Source organism: Agromyces sp. Soil535 (assembly GCF_001428255.1).
In the GTDB taxonomy this organism is placed as follows: Bacteria; Actinomycetota; Actinomycetes; order Actinomycetales; family Microbacteriaceae; genus Agromyces.
Map to the genome: position 1 here is coordinate 98,623 of NZ_LMRW01000027.1, position 15,081 is coordinate 113,703.

Genomic DNA, 15,081 nt, shown 5'->3' on the forward strand with positions numbered 1-15,081 from the left:
TCAGCGCTGCGCGTCGATCGTCGGGACGAGGGCGGTGGCGATCGTCTCGAACTCCTCTGGCGTGCCGGTGCCGAGCAGCACGAACGTGCTGTCGCCCGCCTCGGTGGTGAGGCCGTATCGGGCGTTGCCCACGTCGTCGCCGGAGTCGCGGTTGTCGTATACCGTCCACTCGACGCCGTCGATCGTGATCGTGCCGGTTGCGATGGTGCGCTCGAGGAGCGCGGCGACCCACGTGGGGTTCGCCTCGAGCCCCTGGTACATGCCGATGTACTCGTCGCTGGGCGTGAGGTAGCCGGCGTACCATGCCGTGACCTGGTCGGCACTCGACGAGCGGAGCTCGGCGGCATTGGCGCGCCACCCGTCGGGCAGCTCGGGCACCGCGAGCGGGACGTCGCTTGCGACCTGCGCCTGCTCGGCCACCGCGGCGACGTCGATGTCGCGCTCGATCGCGGTGTCGCTGCGGGGGACGAGCAGCACGATCACGAGCACCGCGAGCAGGCTCGCCCCGAGCGCCAGGAGCAGATTCCTGAGCGTCTGCCGCTGGCGATAGTTCACCGAGTTCGCAGCCTTGCGGGCCGCGGTCTCCTCGGGCGTCTCGGGCCGGCCGAGCTCGGCGACGACGCGCGGTGGTCGCTTCGCCATCAGCGGGCGCCAGCGTCGTCGGATGCGGCAGGCGCACCGCGCCCGGCGCGGGCTCGCGCCGCGTCGAGGCGCGCCTTCGCGCCGATGAGCCACTCCTCGCACCGGGCGGCGAGCGCCTCGCCGCGCTCCCACAGCGCGAGCGACTGCTCGAGCGTCGCGGAGCCCTGCTCGAGCTCGGCCACGACCTGCACGAGCTCGTCGCGCGCCTGCTCGTAGCTCAGTTCGGCGACATCCGTGGTGGGGGGCATGCAACCATTCTATTCGGCGTCACTGTCGGCGCCGTCGCGCCCGACGGGACCGGTGGACACGGCCCCGAGCACGCCCTCGGCGAGCGTCAGCGTGAGGCCCGCACCCTCGGGGGCGCCGTCGGGGTTGCGCAGCACGTGCCCGTCGGGGCCCTGCACGATCGCGTACCCGCGGTCGAGCGTCGCCTGCGGCGAGAGGGCGCGCAGGTGCCCGCGCAGCTCGCCGACGCGAGCCGTCTGCTTCTCGACACAGCGCTCGATGAGCTCGGAGCCGCGCGCCACCCACCGCGTGAGCTCCTCGGAGCGACGGTCGACGATCCATGCGGCATCGGCGAGGGCGGGACGCGCGCGCAGATGGCCGATGCGGTCGATCTCGCGGCCGAGGATCGTCGCCAGTCGCATACCGAGCCTCGCACGCGCCTGCCCGACCCGCACGAGCTCCTCGGCGACGTCGGGCACCACGCGCTTCGCGGCATCCGTGGGCGTCGACGCACGCAGGTCGGCGACCTCGTCGAGCAGCGGCCGGTCGGCCTCGTGTCCGATGGCCGACACGATGGGGGTGGATGCCGCGGCGGCGGCTCGCACGACGCGCTCGTCGCTGAAGCCCAGCAGGTTCTGGAAGTCGCCGCCGCCGCGCGCCACGATGATGACCTCGACCTCGGGGTCGGCGTCGAGGCGCCGGATCGCGGCGACCACCTCGGGTGCCGTGCGGTCGCCCTGCACCGAGGCGTACGCGGTGCGGAACTCGACGGCGGGCCAGCGGAGGCGGGCGTTGCGCAGCACGTCCTGCTCGGCGTCGCTGTCGCGGCCGGTCACGAGCCCGACGACCGCGGGGAGGAAGGGGAGTCGGTGCTTGCGGCTCGCGTCGAAGAGTCCTTCGGCGGCCAGCTGTGCGCGCAGGCGCTCGAGCCGCTCGAGGAGGTCGCCGAGGCCGACGTGCTTCATGTCGTAGACCTGCATCGACAGCGTGCCGCCCTTGACCCACCAGCTCGGCTTCACGAGCAGGATGGCGTGGTCGCCCTGCTTGAACTGCTCGCTCAGCCGCGCCCGCACCGACGACCACATCGTGAACGAGATGGTGGCGTCGACCTCGAGGTCCTTCAACTTGCCGTAGACGTTGCCGCCCGAGACGCCCCACTGCGTGATCTCACCCTCGACCCAGACGGTGCCGAGGCGGTCGAGGTAGTCCTTGAGCTTGCCCGACAGGAGCGCGACGGGCCAGGGGTGCTCGCGCGTCGCCGGTGCATCCGTCATCGAGTCTCTCCCGTTCCCGTTGGCCCGTTTCCCGTCGACCGCTCGCTCAGCACCGCCCGCGTAGGATGGACACCGTGACGAGCACGACGGATGCCCCGCGAATCGGCCTCGGCATGCCCAGGGTGCCGGGTGTGCGCGGCCGGCTCAAGGATATCCCCGTCCCCGGACACAAGCGGGTGCTGCTCGCCGCGCCGCGCGGATACTGCGCGGGCGTCGACCGTGCCGTGATCGCGGTCGAGAAGGCCCTCGAGCACTACGGCTCCCCCGTGTACGTGCGCAAGCAGATCGTGCACAACATCCATGTCGTGACCCAGCTCGAGCAGCAGGGCGCGATCTTCGTCGACCAGGTCGACGAGGTGCCCGAGGGCGCCCACATCGTGTTCAGCGCGCACGGGGTGTCGCCCGCCGTGGTGAACGCCGCCGCCGACCGGGGGCTGCACGCCATCGACGCGACCTGCCCGCTCGTCACGAAGGTGCACCGCGAGGCAGTGCGCTTCGCGCGCGACGACTTCGAGATCCTCCTCATCGGCCATGAGGGCCACGAGGAGGTGGAGGGCACCGCCGGCGAGGCCCCCGACCACGTCACGGTCGTGAACAGCCCCGACGACGTCGCGAACATCGAGGTGCGCGACCCCGACAAGGTGGTCTGGCTCTCGCAGACGACGCTCTCGGTCGACGAGACCATGGAGACGGTGCGGCGCCTGCGCGAACGCTTCCCGAAGCTCCAGGATCCGCCGAGCGACGACATCTGCTACGCGACCCAGAACCGGCAGGTGGCGATCAAGAAGGTCGCCCAGGACGCGGAGCTCGTGATCGTGGTCGGCTCGGCCAACAGCTCCAACAGCGTGCGCCTCGTCGAGGTCGCGCTCGAGTACGGCGCGAAGGCCGCCTACCGTGTCGACTACGCCAGCGAGGTCAAGCAGGAGTGGCTCGACGGCGTCGCCACGGTCGGCGTGACGAGCGGGGCATCCGTGCCCGAGGAGCTCGTGCAGGAGCTGCTCGACGCGCTCGCCGACGCCGGGTACGGCGAGGTCGCCGAGGTGAAGACGGCAGAGGAGGACCTCATGTTCTCGCTCCCGAAGGAGCTGCGCCGCGACCTCGCCGGCAACCGCGACGCCCGCGCGCTCGGCGGCCGGGCGCGCACCGCCCAGGCCTGAGCCCGAGCGACCCTGCCCCGACGGTCGATCGTCGGGGCTGTTCGCCCTGCGCGTACGTCGGAACTGGACCTTGCGGAGTGAGCGCTCACTCAGTGTATGCTCGCACCCATGACGACCACAACCGCGCGAGCGACCCGTGCGAAGCCGATGCCCGTGGAGGAGCGGCGGGCGTCGATCGCCCGCGCGACCCTGCCCCTGCTGGTGGAGCACGGCCGTGACGTGACGACCCGGCAGATCGCCGAAGCTGCCGGCGTCGCCGAGGGCACGCTGTTCCGCGTCTTCGACGACAAGGAGGCGATCATCGACGCCGCCGTCGAGGAGTTCCTCGATCCGGAGCCCTTCCGTGCGGCCCTGCGACGGATCGATCCGTCGCTGCCCCTGGAGCTGAAGATCGAGCTCATCCTCGATCGCCTCCTCGATCGCTTCGCCGGCATCTTCGGCGTCTTCGCGGCGCTCGGCGGCCGACCGCGGCCCCCGCAGTCGGCCGAGCCCGACATCATCATCGGCATCTTCGAGGACCTGCTCGCACCCGACCTGCAGGCGCTGCGCGCGCCCCCCGGCGACGTGTTCAGGTTCGTGCGCCTCGTCGCCTTCGCGTCCGCGATGCCGCATTTCGGCCCGACCACGGGCCTCGACGCCGACCGGCTCGCGAACCTCATCGTGCACGGCATCGCCGGCGAGGCATCCGAGCGACCCATCGCATCGATCCGGCCGGGCGAGCCGGACGCATCCGCCTCCGAGAGGGGAGCCGCCCCGTGCTCATGAAACTGCTCGCCCGCCACCTGCGTCCCTACTGGGCGCTGCTCGTCGCGGTCGTCGTGTTCCAGCTCGCGCAGTCGATCGCGTCGCTGTACCTGCCGACGCTGAACGCCGACATCATCGACGACGGCGTCGCCACGGGCGACACGGGGTTCATCATCTCGACCGGCGGCGTCATGCTCGGCATCACGCTCGTGCAGATCGCGTGCGCGATCGCGGCCGTCTACTTCGGCGCCCGGGCCGCGATGGCCTTCGGCCGCGACGTGCGGGCCGCCGTGTTCAGCAGGGTCGCCGACTTCTCCGAACAGGAGGTGTCGCGGTTCGGGGCTCCGAGCCTCATCACGCGTTCCACCAACGACGTGCAGCAGGTGCAGATGCTCGTCCTCATGTCGTGCACCATCCTGGTGTCGGCGCCGATCCTCGCCATCGGCGGCGTGATCATGGCGCTGCGCGAGGACCTCGCACTGTCGTGGATCATGGTCGTCGCGGTGCCCGTGCTCCTGCTCGCGGTGGGGCTGATCATCTCGCGAATGGTGCCACTGTTCCAGTCGATGCAGCGGCGCATCGACGGCGTGAACCGCGTGCTCAGGGAGCAGCTCACCGGCATCCGCGTCATCCGTGCCTTCGTCCGGGAGGGCGTCGAGAGCGCGCGCTTCGACGAGGCGAACGACGCGCTGACCGACACCGCGTTGAAGGCCGGCCGCCTGTTCGCCCTCGTCTTCCCCGTCGTGATGCTCGTCCTCAACGTCTCAAGCGTCGCGGTGCTCTGGTTCGGCGCCTTCCGCGTCGAGGACGGCTCGATGCAGATCGGCTCGCTCGTCGCATTCCTCAGCTACCTCATCCAGATCCTCATGGCCGTCATGATGGCGACGATGATCGCGTTCCTGCTGCCGCGCGCAGCGGTGTCGGCCGGTCGGATCGGGGAGGTGCTCGAGACGACGCCGAGCGTCGCCGAGCCGCAGTCGCCCGTGACCGCACTCACCGCGCCCGGCACGGTCGAGTTCCGGAACGTCGACTTCGCCTACCCCGGCGCTGAGGACCCGGTGCTGCACGACGTGAGCTTCACCGCCCTGCCCGGACAGGTCACGGCGATCATCGGGTCGACGGGCGCGGGGAAGACCACGATCGTCAACCTCATCGCGCGCCTCTTCGACGCCACCGGAGGCAGCGTGCGTATCGGCGGCGTCGACGTGCGCGATCTCGACCCCGACGTGCTCAACGCCCAGTTGGCGCTCGTGCCGCAGAAACCGTACCTGTTCACGGGCACCGTCGGCTCGACGCTGCGATACGGCGACCCGGATGCCACCGACGAGGAGCTCTGGGACGTGCTCAGGGTGGCCCAGGCCCGCGACTTCGTGGCCGCGATGCCCGGGCAGCTCGATGCGGCGATCGCACAGGGCGGCACAAATGTCTCGGGCGGGCAGCGCCAGCGGCTCTCGATCGCGCGAGCGCTCGTGAAGCATCCGCCGATCCTCCTCTTCGACGACTCGTTCTCGGCGCTCGACACCGCCACGGACGCGCGGCTCCGCTCGGCGCTCGAACGCTCGGCGTCCCACGCGACCAGGATCGTCGTCGCGCAGCGGGTCGCGACCATCGTCGATGCCGACCGGATCCTCGTCGTCGACGACGGCCGGATCACGGCACAGGGCACCCATGAGGAACTGCTCGAGACATCCGAGGCGTACGCCGAGATCGTCGCGAGCCAGCTGAGCGCGGAGGCGGCGGCATGAGCGGATCGAACCCCACCACGTCGACGGCACCGGCTCGGCTGCCGATGCCGCCCCGACGCGGCCCGATGGGCGGCGGACCCTTCGGCGGCGTCGGCATGCCGACCGAGAAGTCCATGAACTTCTGGCCGTCGGCGAAGCGCCTGCTCGGCCGCCTCTGCCCGGAACGCGCGCTCGTCGTCGCGGTGATCCTGCTCGGCGTCGTGAGCGTCGTGTTCACGGTGCTCGGGCCGAAGATCCTGGGCCAGGCGACGAACCTCATCTTCGAGGGCTTCCTCTCGCTGCAGATGCCGGCGGGAGCGACGAAGCAGCAGGTCGTCGACCAGCTCCGCGCATCGGGTGACACGAGCCAGGCCGACATGGTGCAGTCGATGAACCTGACGCCCGGCCAGGGCATCGACTTCGCCGCGTTGGCGACGGTGCTCGCGTGGGTGCTCGCGCTGTACGTGCTCGCCTCCCTGTTCGGGTGGGCCCAGGGCTACGTGCTGAACGGCGTGACCCAGCGCACGGTGTACCGACTCCGTGAGGAGGTCGAGGCGAAGCTCCACCGACTGCCGCTGTCGTACTTCGACCGGATCCAGCGGGGCGAGCTGCTCTCGCGCGTCACGAACGACATCGACAACATCTCGCAGTCGCTCCAGCAGACGATGAGCCAGCTGCTCACGTCGCTGCTCACGGTGGTCGGCGTCATGGTCATGATGTTCGTCATCTCGCCGCTGCTCGCCGTGATCGCGCTCGTGACGATCCCGCTCACGATCCTCATCACCACGGTCATCGCCAGGCGATCGCAGAAGCTCTTCGTCGCCCAGTGGAAGCACACGGGCACGCTCAACGCGCAGATCGAGGAGGCCTACTCCGGCCACTCACTCGTGCGGATCTTCGGGCGTCGTCGCGAGGTCGAGCGCGGGTTCACGTCGAAGAACGAGGAGCTCTACGACGCGAGCTTCGGCGCGCAGTTCGTGAGCGGCATCATCATGCCGGCGATGATGTTCGTCGGCAACCTCGTCTACGTCGCGATCGCGGTCGTCGGCGGGCTCATGGTCGCGGTCGGCGGCATCAGCCTGGGCGACGTGCAGGCCTTCATCCAGTACTCGCGGCAGTTCACGCAGCCGCTCAGCCAGCTCGGCTCCATGGCGAATCTGCTGCAGTCGGGGGTCGCGAGTGCCGAGCGGGTGTTCGAGCTGCTCGACGCCGACGAGCAGGTGTCAGACCCCGAGGACCCCGAGGCGTCGGCGGAGTCGCCGTCCGAGGCATCCGGTCGCCTCGTCTTCGAAGACGTCTCCTTCAGGTACGACCCCGAGAAGCCGCTCATCGACGACATGTCGCTGACCGCGGAGCCGGGGCAGTCGATCGCGATCGTCGGGCCGACCGGTGCGGGCAAGACGACGCTCGTGAACCTCATCATGCGCTTCTACGAGCTCGACGGCGGCCGCATCACGCTCGACGGCGTGGACATCACACGGATGACCCGCGACGAGCTGCGCTCGCGCATGGGCATGGTGCTGCAGGACACCTGGCTGTTCACCGGCACCATTCGCGAGAACATCGCCTACGGCCGACCGGACGCCACGGAGGAGGAGATCCTCGAGGCCGCGCGGGCGACGTATGTCGACCGGTTCGTGCGCACGCTGCCAGACGGCTACGACACCGTGCTCGATGACGAGGCGTCCAACCTCTCCGCCGGCGAGAAGCAGCTCATCACCATCGCGCGGGCGTTCCTCGCGCACCCCGCGGTGCTCATCCTCGACGAGGCGACCAGCTCGGTGGACACCCGTACCGAACTGCTGCTGCAGCACGCCATGAACGCGCTGCGCCGCGACAGGACGAGCTTCGTGATCGCGCACCGCCTCTCGACGATCCGCGACGCCGACCTCATCCTGGTGATGGAGGACGGCCGGATCGTCGAGCAGGGAACCCATTCCGGGCTCCTCGCGGCCGACGGGGCATACGCACGCCTGTACGAGGCGCAGTTCGCCGCGCCGCTCGAGGGCGACGACGAGACCGGTTCGACCGAGGCGGCCGCGGAGCGGATCGCGAGCTGATCGTCAGCCGGCGGTCGCCGTGAGGTGCTCGAGCAGCATCGGGTCGCCCGTGATGGCGATGACGGTGAACACGAACAGGGCGATCGCCGCGACGACACCGCCCCCGAGCGGCAGCCAGAACGAGGGGCGACGCGCGCGCATGAGCACGATCGACCCGGCCGCCGTCGCCACCCAGAGCACGACCTGCACGATCGAGCCGGCGAGGATGAGCCCGGGGATCTCGGGACCCGGCGTGTAGGCCTCGATGCCCTCCTGGGTGTGCAGCAGCTGCATCGACTGCGGCATCGCCTGCAGCACGCCCACTGAGAGCCAGGCGCCGAGCACGCCGATCACGAGGAGCAGGATCGTCACGGCGCGGTCGAGCGGCCGGTCGGGTCGTGTGCCACGACCAGCGGATGCCGCGGAGAGGGCTCGTGCCGGCGGCCGTGCCGGGGGCGTGGGCAACTGCGGCGCGGGGTCGGACGTGGTCTCTCCCGCGGGCGGCTGCCAGGACCACCCCTCGGGCGCGTACTCGCCGTACTGCGGGCGCGGACGCTCGTCGCGCGGTGCGGGTGAGGCCGCGGAGACCCCCTCGGGCGTCGGCCCCTCGGCCGGCTCGTCGGGGATCCCCGCGGCGTGCTGCTCCGGCATCCGGAACCTAGGCGCTGATCGACTGGCCGGCCGAGCCGAGCTGCCGGGTCGATTCGCCCACGCGGGCGGCCATCGCCGACTCGGCGACCTTGCCCCAGGCGCGCGGGTCGTACTGCTTCTTGTTGCCGACGCCGCCGTCGACCTTGAGCACGCCGTCGTAGTTCTGGAACATGTAGCCCGCGATCGAGCGCGTGAACGCGTACTGCGTGTCGGTGTCGATGTTCATCTTCACGACGCCGTTCGCGACCGCCTCCGCGATCTCGGCGTCGGTCGATCCGGAGCCGCCGTGGAAGACGAGGTCGAGCGGCTTCGCGCCGGTGCCGTACTTGACCGCGAGGCCGTCCTGGATCTCCTTCAGGAGCTCGGGCTTCAGCTTGACGTTGCCAGGTGCGTAGACGCCGTGCACGTTGCCGAACGTGAGGGCCGCCATGTAGCGGCCGTTCTCGCCGAACCCGAGCGCCTCGACCGTCTTGATCGCGTCGTCGAGCGTCGTATAGAGGTGCTCGTTGATCTCGTGGCTGACGCCGTCCTCCTCGCCGCCGACGACGCCGATCTCGACCTCGAGGATGGCGTTGATCGCCTTCATGCGGGGGAGGATCTCCCTGGCGATCTCGAGGTTCTCGTCGAGCGGCACCGCGGAGCCGTCCCACATGTGCGACTGGAAGATCGGGTTGCGGCCCGCCTTCACCTCCTCCTCGGAGGCGGCGATGAGCGGGTAGACGAAGTCGGCGAGCGCGTTCTTCGGGCAGTGGTCGGTGTGCAGGGCGACCGTGATGGGGTAGGACTTCGCCACCTCGTGGGCGAACCGCGCGAAGGCGAGGGCGCCGGTGGCGCGAGCCTTGACCGTGTGGCCGGCGAAGTAGTCGGCGCCGCCGGTGGTGACCTGGATGATGCCGTCGGAGCCCGCCTCGGTGAGCCCCTGCAGCACCGCGTTGAGCGTCTGCGAGGAGGAGACGTTGAACGCCGGGAAGGCGAAGCCCTTCGCCTTGGCGGTGTCGAGCATCTCGGCGTACTGCTCCGGGGTTGCGATGGGCATGGGGCTCCTTCGAAGGTGACGGTGGGTTCGCCACCGAGTCTAGCGAGGTGGCGAGGAGTGCTCATGAGTGCCGGATGCCGCGGGCGCGCGCCCGCGGCCGCACCGACGAGATGCGGCAGGATGGGCGGGTGCACCACGATCCCCGCCCGGTTCCGAGCCGACCCGACACCGTGTTCGGCATGGACCTGCGGGCGGCGCTCGGCGCCGCCGTGCTCGCGGCCGCCGACGCGGCACGCGCCCGCGTGGGATCGGGCGATCCTGATGCCGTCGACGGCGTCGCCGTCGACGCCCTGCGCCGCGCGCTCGCGTCGGCGCCGGCCGCACTGACGGTCGTCGCCGGCGAGGGGGAGAAGGACGAGGCGCCCATGCTGCACCCGGGCGAGCGGTTCGGCACCGGGGCCGGGCCCGCCCTCGACCTCGTCGTCGACCCCGTCGACGGCACCCGGCTCGCCGCCTCCGGCAGGCCGGGCGCGATGGCGATCCTCGCGGTCGCGCCGAGCGGCGCCTTCGCCGACCTCGGCTCGGCCCACTACCTCGACAAGCTCGTGCACGCGGGGCCCGACGTCGGCCTGACGCTGCGTGGACCAGTCGCCGAGAACCTCGCCCGACTGGCCGGCGCTCTCGGCATCAGGGTCGAGGAATTGCGCGTCGCCGTGCAGGCCCGCCCTCGGAACGTGGAGGTCGCGGAAGCGGTCGCTCGGGCGGGAGCGCGGGTGCACGCGTTCGAGCACGGCGACATCGAGCGCGTCGTGCACGCCGTGGCATCCGGCGGTTCGCTCGACCTCCTGCTCGGCGTCGGCGGCGCGCCCGAAGGCCTGCTCGAGGCGGCGATCGTGCGTGCCCATGGCGGCGTCATGCTGGCGGCCCTCGCGCCGCAGTCGTCGCGCGAGTCGGAGCGCCTCGCCCACGGCGGGCACGACGCGACGCGGGTGTTCGACCTCGACGGGTTGTGCTGCGAGTCGGCATTCGTCGCGATCGCGCCGGTGACGCCGTGCGCGCTCGGCCCGGCCGGGGCGACACTCGTCGAAGTGGGGCCGGGGCCGCTCGCCGCCGACCTGTCCGGATGACGCCTCGTGACGACAGTGTTAAGAACCTCGATTCTTTCAGTGCCGTTCAGCCCTGATCCACGCCGCGCGTCGTTCGCGATGCCTAGGCTTGAAGCCGCGGGCATCACCCGTCCGCGAACAGCTCCGAGCGCCGGAGCCGAGTCACACAGCGTCCGGGAGGACCCTCGATGGTGAGCACCGATACGGCAACCCTCTTCCTGCACCCCGACCGCAACATCGCGCTCGAGCTGGTGCGCGCCACGGAGGCGGCCGCGATCCGCTCGTACCCGTGGATCGGCCGCGGAGACAAGCTCGGCGCCGACGGCGCCGCCGTCGACGCGATGCGCCTATTCCTCGGCACGGTGAACTTCGACGGCGTGGTGGTCATCGGCGAGGGCGAGAAGGACCAGGCCCCGATGCTCTTCAACGGCGAGCGGGTCGGCAACGGCCGCGGCCCCGCCTGCGACATCGCGGTCGACCCGATCGACGGCACGGCGCTCACGGCCGCCGGCCGCCAGAACGCGCTGTCGGTGATCGCGGTCGCCGACCGGGGCACGATGCTCGACGCGTCATCCGTCTTCTACATGGACAAGATCGTCACGGATGCCTCGGGCATCGGCGTCGTCGACATCCGCAAGCCCATCGGCGAGAACCTGCGCGCGCTCGCCGCGGCGAAGGGCAAGGACGTGGGCGAGCTCCGCGTCGCGGTGCTGAACCGTCCGCGTCACGAACAGCTCATCGCCGACATCCGCGCGGCGGGTGCCGGCACCCGCCTGATCAGCGACGGCGACGTGGCCGGCGGCATCAACGCGGCCCGCTACGAGTCGCGCATCGACATGTGCGTCGGCATCGGCGGCAGCCCGGAGGGCATCACGACCGCCTGCGCCATCAAGGCGCTCGGCGGGTTCATGCAGGGCAAGCTCGCGCCGAAGGACGACGCCGAGCGCGCCCGCGGGGAGGCGGCGGGGCTCGACTGCGACCGCGTCTACGAGCTCGACGAGCTGGTGCGCAGCGACAACACCTTCTTCGTGGCCACCGGCGTGACCGACGGCGAGCTCGTCGACGGCGTGCGCCGCAAGGGCCCCATCATCCGTACCGAGAGCATCGTGCTGCGCGGCAAGTCGGGCACGATCCGCCGCATCATCGCGGACCACCACGCCGAGAAGTGGCTCGACGAAGTCGACCGATGACCGGATGCCGCGGGCGGATGTCCGCGGCAGGCACGAGAATGGGCCGATGACCGACGCCAGTCGTCTGCCACGAGCGCTCCTCCCGTTCACCTCGGGCCAGTACCGGCTGCTCACGATCGCGCTCGCGGCGTCGCTCGTCAGTGCCGGGGCGTGGATCGTGTCCGCAGTGTGGCAGGTCGTGCAGCTCGGCGGCACCCCGATCGACCTCTCGTTCGTGGCCGTCGGTTCGAGCCTCGGGCTGGTGCTCGCCGTGCTGTTCGGCGGCGTGGCGGCCGACCGCATCCCGCAACGGCGCATCCTCCTCGCGGTTGAGATCGTGCGCGGGGCGGGATTCGCCATCGCGGGCCTCCTCGCCGCGACCGGGCTCATCGAGGTGTGGCACATCGCGGTCATCTCGTTCGTGCTGGGCGTCGCAGACGGATTCTTCTACCCCGCGTATTCGGCTTGGCTGCCTGCGATCCTGCCCGCGGAGCAGCTGCTCGCGGCCAACGGCGTCGAGGGCGTGCTGCGCCCGGCCGCGATGAACGCCGTCGGTCCTGCGCTCGCGAGCGCGCTCATCGCGATGCAGGGGCCGTGGCTCGCGTTCATCGTCGTCGCGGGGCTGCAGGTCGTCGCCGCATCCGTGCTCGGGATGATGCGCACCACCGCCGTGCGCCGCGACCTCGACGAGACGCCGGTGCACCCGTTCCGGCAGACGTTCATCGACCTGCGCGACGGGTTCGCCTACCTGCTGCGCACCAAGTGGCTCTTCGCGACTCTCGCGTTCGCGATCGTGCTCGTGTTCCTCATCATGGGACCGATCGAGGTGTTGCTGCCGTTCGCTGTGAAGGACCAGACCGGCGGAGGTGCAGGTGCCTTCGCGCTCACGCTCGCTGCGTTCGGCGTGGGCGGAGCCGTCGGCTCGCTCGCTGTCGCCTCGATGCGACTGCCGCGGCGCTACCTCACGCTCATGATCCTGGCGTGGGGGTTCGGCTGCCTGCCACTCGCGGTGATCGGGCTGACGTCGTGGCTCTGGGTGATGGTCGTCGCTCTCTTCATCTGCGGGCTGCTCTTCTCGGGAGCCCAGGTGGTGTGGGGCACGCTGCTGCAGCGCCGCGTGCCGCCGGCGATGCTCGGACGCGTGTCGAGCCTCGACTTCTTCGTCTCCCTCGCGCTCATGCCGGTGTCGATGGCGGTCGCAGGACCCGTCGGGGAATGGATCGGTCTCGCGCCCGCCTTCCTCATCGCCGGACTCGCATCGCCGTTGCTCGCGATCGCGACGCTCGCGTTCGCCCGGCTCGGGAAGGACGAGCTCGCCCACCCGCTCGACATCGCCGTGGATGCCTCGATCGTCACCGGCCCCGAGGCCGCGGCCGGCTTCGAGTTGCCCGTCGACGAGCCGCATCCGCGGCCCGAGACGTCGCGTCGGATCGACCCCGAGCCCGGCTGACGATCGGGGGTCGACCCGCGGCCGCGGGCATGCGAGTCTGGACGGGAGCGAAGGAGGGACCGGATGGTCACCATTCGAGATGCATTCCCCGGGTTCAGCGTCGACGACGTCGCCGCGGCACGGGAGTTCTACGGGACGAGGCTCGGGCTCCCGGTCGACGATGACGCGATGGGGGCGCTGCGCATCTCCCTGCCGTCGGGTCAGTCGGTGTTCATCTACCCGAAGCCGAATCACGAGCCCGCGACCTTCACCGTGCTGAACCTCGTGGTGGAGGACATCGACCGGGCCGTGGATGAGCTCAACGTGGCCGGCGTCGTGACGAAGATCTACACGGGCGCCGACGACTTCGGCACCGACGAGCGAGGCGTCGCACGAGGCAGCGCAACGGGCGGGGGCCCGGACATCGCGTGGTTCCGCGACCCGGCGGGCAACGTGATCAGCGTGCTGGCCGGCTGACGCCATCGCGACTGCGCCGTCGGCAAGGGCAGGTGTCAGTCGTGCGACACGGCGTCGGGCGCCTCGAGCTGGCGCCGGATCTCGGGGTCGAGGTCGGCGCCGGCGCTCGAGACGAGCTCGTAGGCGGTGAGCTCCCGGGGCGCCTCCTCGATGCCCTGCAGCGGTGCGAGCACCTTCGACTCGTCGAGGGCGCCGAGCTTGCGTGCCGTGGGCAGCACCTGGCGCTCGAGCGAGCCGACGAACGCGTTGTAGTCCTTCACGCTGCGCTCGATGGTGCGGCCGAGCTTCTCGATGTGACTCGCCGTCGTGGCCAGGCGTGAGTATAGCTCGCGGCTCAGGTCGAACAGGGTCTTCGCCTCATTGGTCAGCACGTCCTGCTGCCATGAGAACGCGACGGTCTTGAGCACCGACCACAGGGTGACGGGGGAGGCGAGGGCGACTCGCTTCGAGAACGCGAACTCCATGATGCTCGGGTCGGCCTCGAGCGCGGCGGAGACGAGCGACTCGCTCGGGATGAAGGCGATCACGAGTTCGGGGGAGGCGTCGAGCCCGTTCCAGTAGCCCTTGGATCCGAGCGCGGTGACGTGCGCGCGGACCGCCTGCACGTGCTGCTTCATGAAGTCGGCCCGCCGCGCGGCATCCGCCCCGCCGGCCGTGGCCGGGATCTGGCTGGCCTCGAGGTAGGCGTTGAACGGCACCTTCGCGTCGACGGCGATCGACTTGCCGCCGGGCAGGCGCACCACCATGTCGGGCCGGCCGTGGCCGGAGTCGCTCGAGATGCTCGACTGCACGTCGAAGTCGACGCGCTCGACGAGGCCCGCGGCCTCGACGACGCTGCGCAGCTGGGTCTCGCCCCAGACGCCGCGCGTGCTGTTGGAGCGGAGCGCCGACGCGAGCGACTCGGCCGTGGAACGCAGGCGCTCCTCGGACTCCGCTGCGGACTTCAGCTGCTGCGTGAGCTCGCCGTGCTGGAGGTTGCGCTGCGACTCGAGCTCGGTGACCTTCGACTGCATCTCGGTGAGGGACTGCTTGACGGGAGCGAGCGCCTGCAGCACGCGGCTCTCGGCCTGCTCGCGCGCCTCGCGGGCCTGCTGTTCGGCGCGGTGCTGTTCGACGAGCTCGCGCTGCTGCAGCTGTGCCGCCATGATCTGCTCGCGGAGCGCCTCGCCCGTGGCCTGCGTGGCCGCGAGCTCCTCTCGGAGGAGCGACTTCGCGGCCTCTTCGGCCGCACGCACCTCGGCGAGCTGCGCCTGGTGGCGCGCCTCGACCAGCGCCGGATCGTCGGCCACCGGCTTCCCGGCAGCGCGCCGGGCCGACCAGACGGCGACGGCGAGGCCGCCGAGCAGGCCGCCGACGAGGAGGCCGATGAGGAGCGCGAGGAGGTCCATGGGGACAGTGTCGCAGCGGCTGCCGACATCGCGGGGGAGGGGGCTCGGCCGGGCGGGGATCCGCCGGCCTCCGGGTGCGC

General features: G+C 70.9%; 14 protein-coding genes. 8 read left to right on the top strand and 6 right to left on the bottom strand.

The window, feature by feature from the left end; genetic code table 11:
• The 3 genes from ASG80_RS20145 to xseA are packed head-to-tail and all read right to left on the bottom strand — an operon-like array spanning nt 1 to nt 2,141.
• Nucleotides 1–642, bottom strand: coding sequence for a DUF4245 domain-containing protein (locus ASG80_RS20145; RefSeq protein WP_056734085.1), 642 nt, complete (start codon nt 640–642; stop codon nt 1–3).
• Nucleotides 642–890, bottom strand: a complete 249-nt coding sequence (locus ASG80_RS20150; protein ID WP_056734087.1) for an exodeoxyribonuclease VII small subunit — start codon at nt 888–890, stop codon at nt 642–644. Before ASG80_RS20150 ends, ASG80_RS20145 begins: the two co-directional genes overlap by 1 nt.
• 9 nt (nt 891–899) lie before the next feature.
• Nucleotides 900–2,141: an exodeoxyribonuclease VII large subunit gene (xseA, locus tag ASG80_RS20155; RefSeq protein WP_056734088.1), complete on the bottom strand. Its 1,242-nt coding sequence runs from the start codon at nt 2,139–2,141 to the stop codon at nt 900–902.
• 113 nt (nt 2,142–2,254) lie between these two features.
• On the opposite strand from xseA, the gene ASG80_RS20160 reads away from it, so the two are divergent.
• The 4 genes from ASG80_RS20160 (at nt 2,255) to ASG80_RS20175 (ending at nt 7,826) form a co-directional block, all read left to right on the top strand.
• The gene (locus ASG80_RS20160; protein WP_056734306.1) at nt 2,255–3,298 is read left to right on the top strand and encodes a 4-hydroxy-3-methylbut-2-enyl diphosphate reductase; all 1,044 of its coding nucleotides are present in this window, start codon (nt 2,255–2,257) and stop codon (nt 3,296–3,298) included.
• Between the two features lie 108 nt (nt 3,299–3,406).
• The gene (locus ASG80_RS20165; protein WP_200952641.1) at nt 3,407–4,063 is read left to right on the top strand and encodes a TetR/AcrR family transcriptional regulator; all 657 of its coding nucleotides are present in this window, start codon (nt 3,407–3,409) and stop codon (nt 4,061–4,063) included.
• The gene (locus ASG80_RS20170) at nt 4,054–5,787 is read left to right on the top strand and encodes an ABC transporter ATP-binding protein (protein WP_056734093.1); all 1,734 of its coding nucleotides are present in this window, start codon (nt 4,054–4,056) and stop codon (nt 5,785–5,787) included. Before ASG80_RS20165 ends, ASG80_RS20170 begins: the two co-directional genes overlap by 10 nt.
• On the top strand, nt 5,784–7,826 hold the full coding sequence (locus ASG80_RS20175) for an ABC transporter ATP-binding protein (RefSeq protein WP_056734096.1): 2,043 nt from the start codon (nt 5,784–5,786) through the stop codon (nt 7,824–7,826). The genes ASG80_RS20170 and ASG80_RS20175 overlap by 4 nt, the downstream gene beginning before the upstream one ends.
• A 3-nt stretch (nt 7,827–7,829) precedes the next feature.
• Here ASG80_RS20175 and ASG80_RS20180 read toward each other — a convergent pair whose 3' ends face one another.
• Nucleotides 7,830–8,456: a DUF6264 family protein gene (locus tag ASG80_RS20180; protein ID WP_056734098.1), complete on the bottom strand. Its 627-nt coding sequence runs from the start codon at nt 8,454–8,456 to the stop codon at nt 7,830–7,832.
• Between the two features lie 7 nt (nt 8,457–8,463).
• Nucleotides 8,464–9,492 carry a class II fructose-bisphosphate aldolase gene (gene fbaA, locus ASG80_RS20185; protein WP_056734100.1) on the bottom strand — a complete coding sequence of 343 codons (1,029 nt, stop codon included), beginning with the start codon at nt 9,490–9,492 and terminating at the stop codon, nt 8,464–8,466.
• Nucleotides 9,493–9,620: 128 nt separating this feature from the next.
• On the opposite strand from fbaA, the gene ASG80_RS20190 reads away from it, so the two are divergent.
• The 4 genes from ASG80_RS20190 to ASG80_RS20205 all read left to right on the top strand — a co-directional run bounded on the left by ASG80_RS20190 (nt 9,621) and on the right by ASG80_RS20205 (nt 13,613).
• On the top strand, nt 9,621–10,559 hold the full coding sequence (locus ASG80_RS20190; protein WP_162256662.1) for a fructose-bisphosphatase class II: 939 nt from the start codon (nt 9,621–9,623) through the stop codon (nt 10,557–10,559).
• 167 nt (nt 10,560–10,726) lie between these two features.
• Nucleotides 10,727–11,728 (top strand): class II fructose-bisphosphatase, encoded by a 1,002-nt coding sequence (gene glpX, locus ASG80_RS20195; protein WP_056734104.1) that lies wholly within the window; start codon nt 10,727–10,729, stop codon nt 11,726–11,728.
• A gap of 46 nt (nt 11,729–11,774) precedes the next feature.
• Nucleotides 11,775–13,157, top strand: coding sequence for an MFS transporter (locus ASG80_RS20200; RefSeq protein ID WP_200952642.1), 1,383 nt, complete (start codon nt 11,775–11,777; stop codon nt 13,155–13,157).
• Nucleotides 13,158–13,220: 63 nt separating this feature from the next.
• Nucleotides 13,221–13,613 carry a VOC family protein gene (locus ASG80_RS20205; RefSeq protein ID WP_056734106.1) on the top strand — a complete coding sequence of 131 codons (393 nt, stop codon included), beginning with the start codon at nt 13,221–13,223 and terminating at the stop codon, nt 13,611–13,613.
• 35 nt (nt 13,614–13,648) lie between these two features.
• On the opposite strand, the gene ASG80_RS20210 is transcribed toward ASG80_RS20205, so the two are convergent.
• On the bottom strand, nt 13,649–15,001 hold the full coding sequence (locus tag ASG80_RS20210; protein ID WP_056734108.1) for a DNA recombination protein RmuC: 1,353 nt from the start codon (nt 14,999–15,001) through the stop codon (nt 13,649–13,651).
• Nucleotides 15,002–15,081 lie beyond the last annotated feature (80 nt).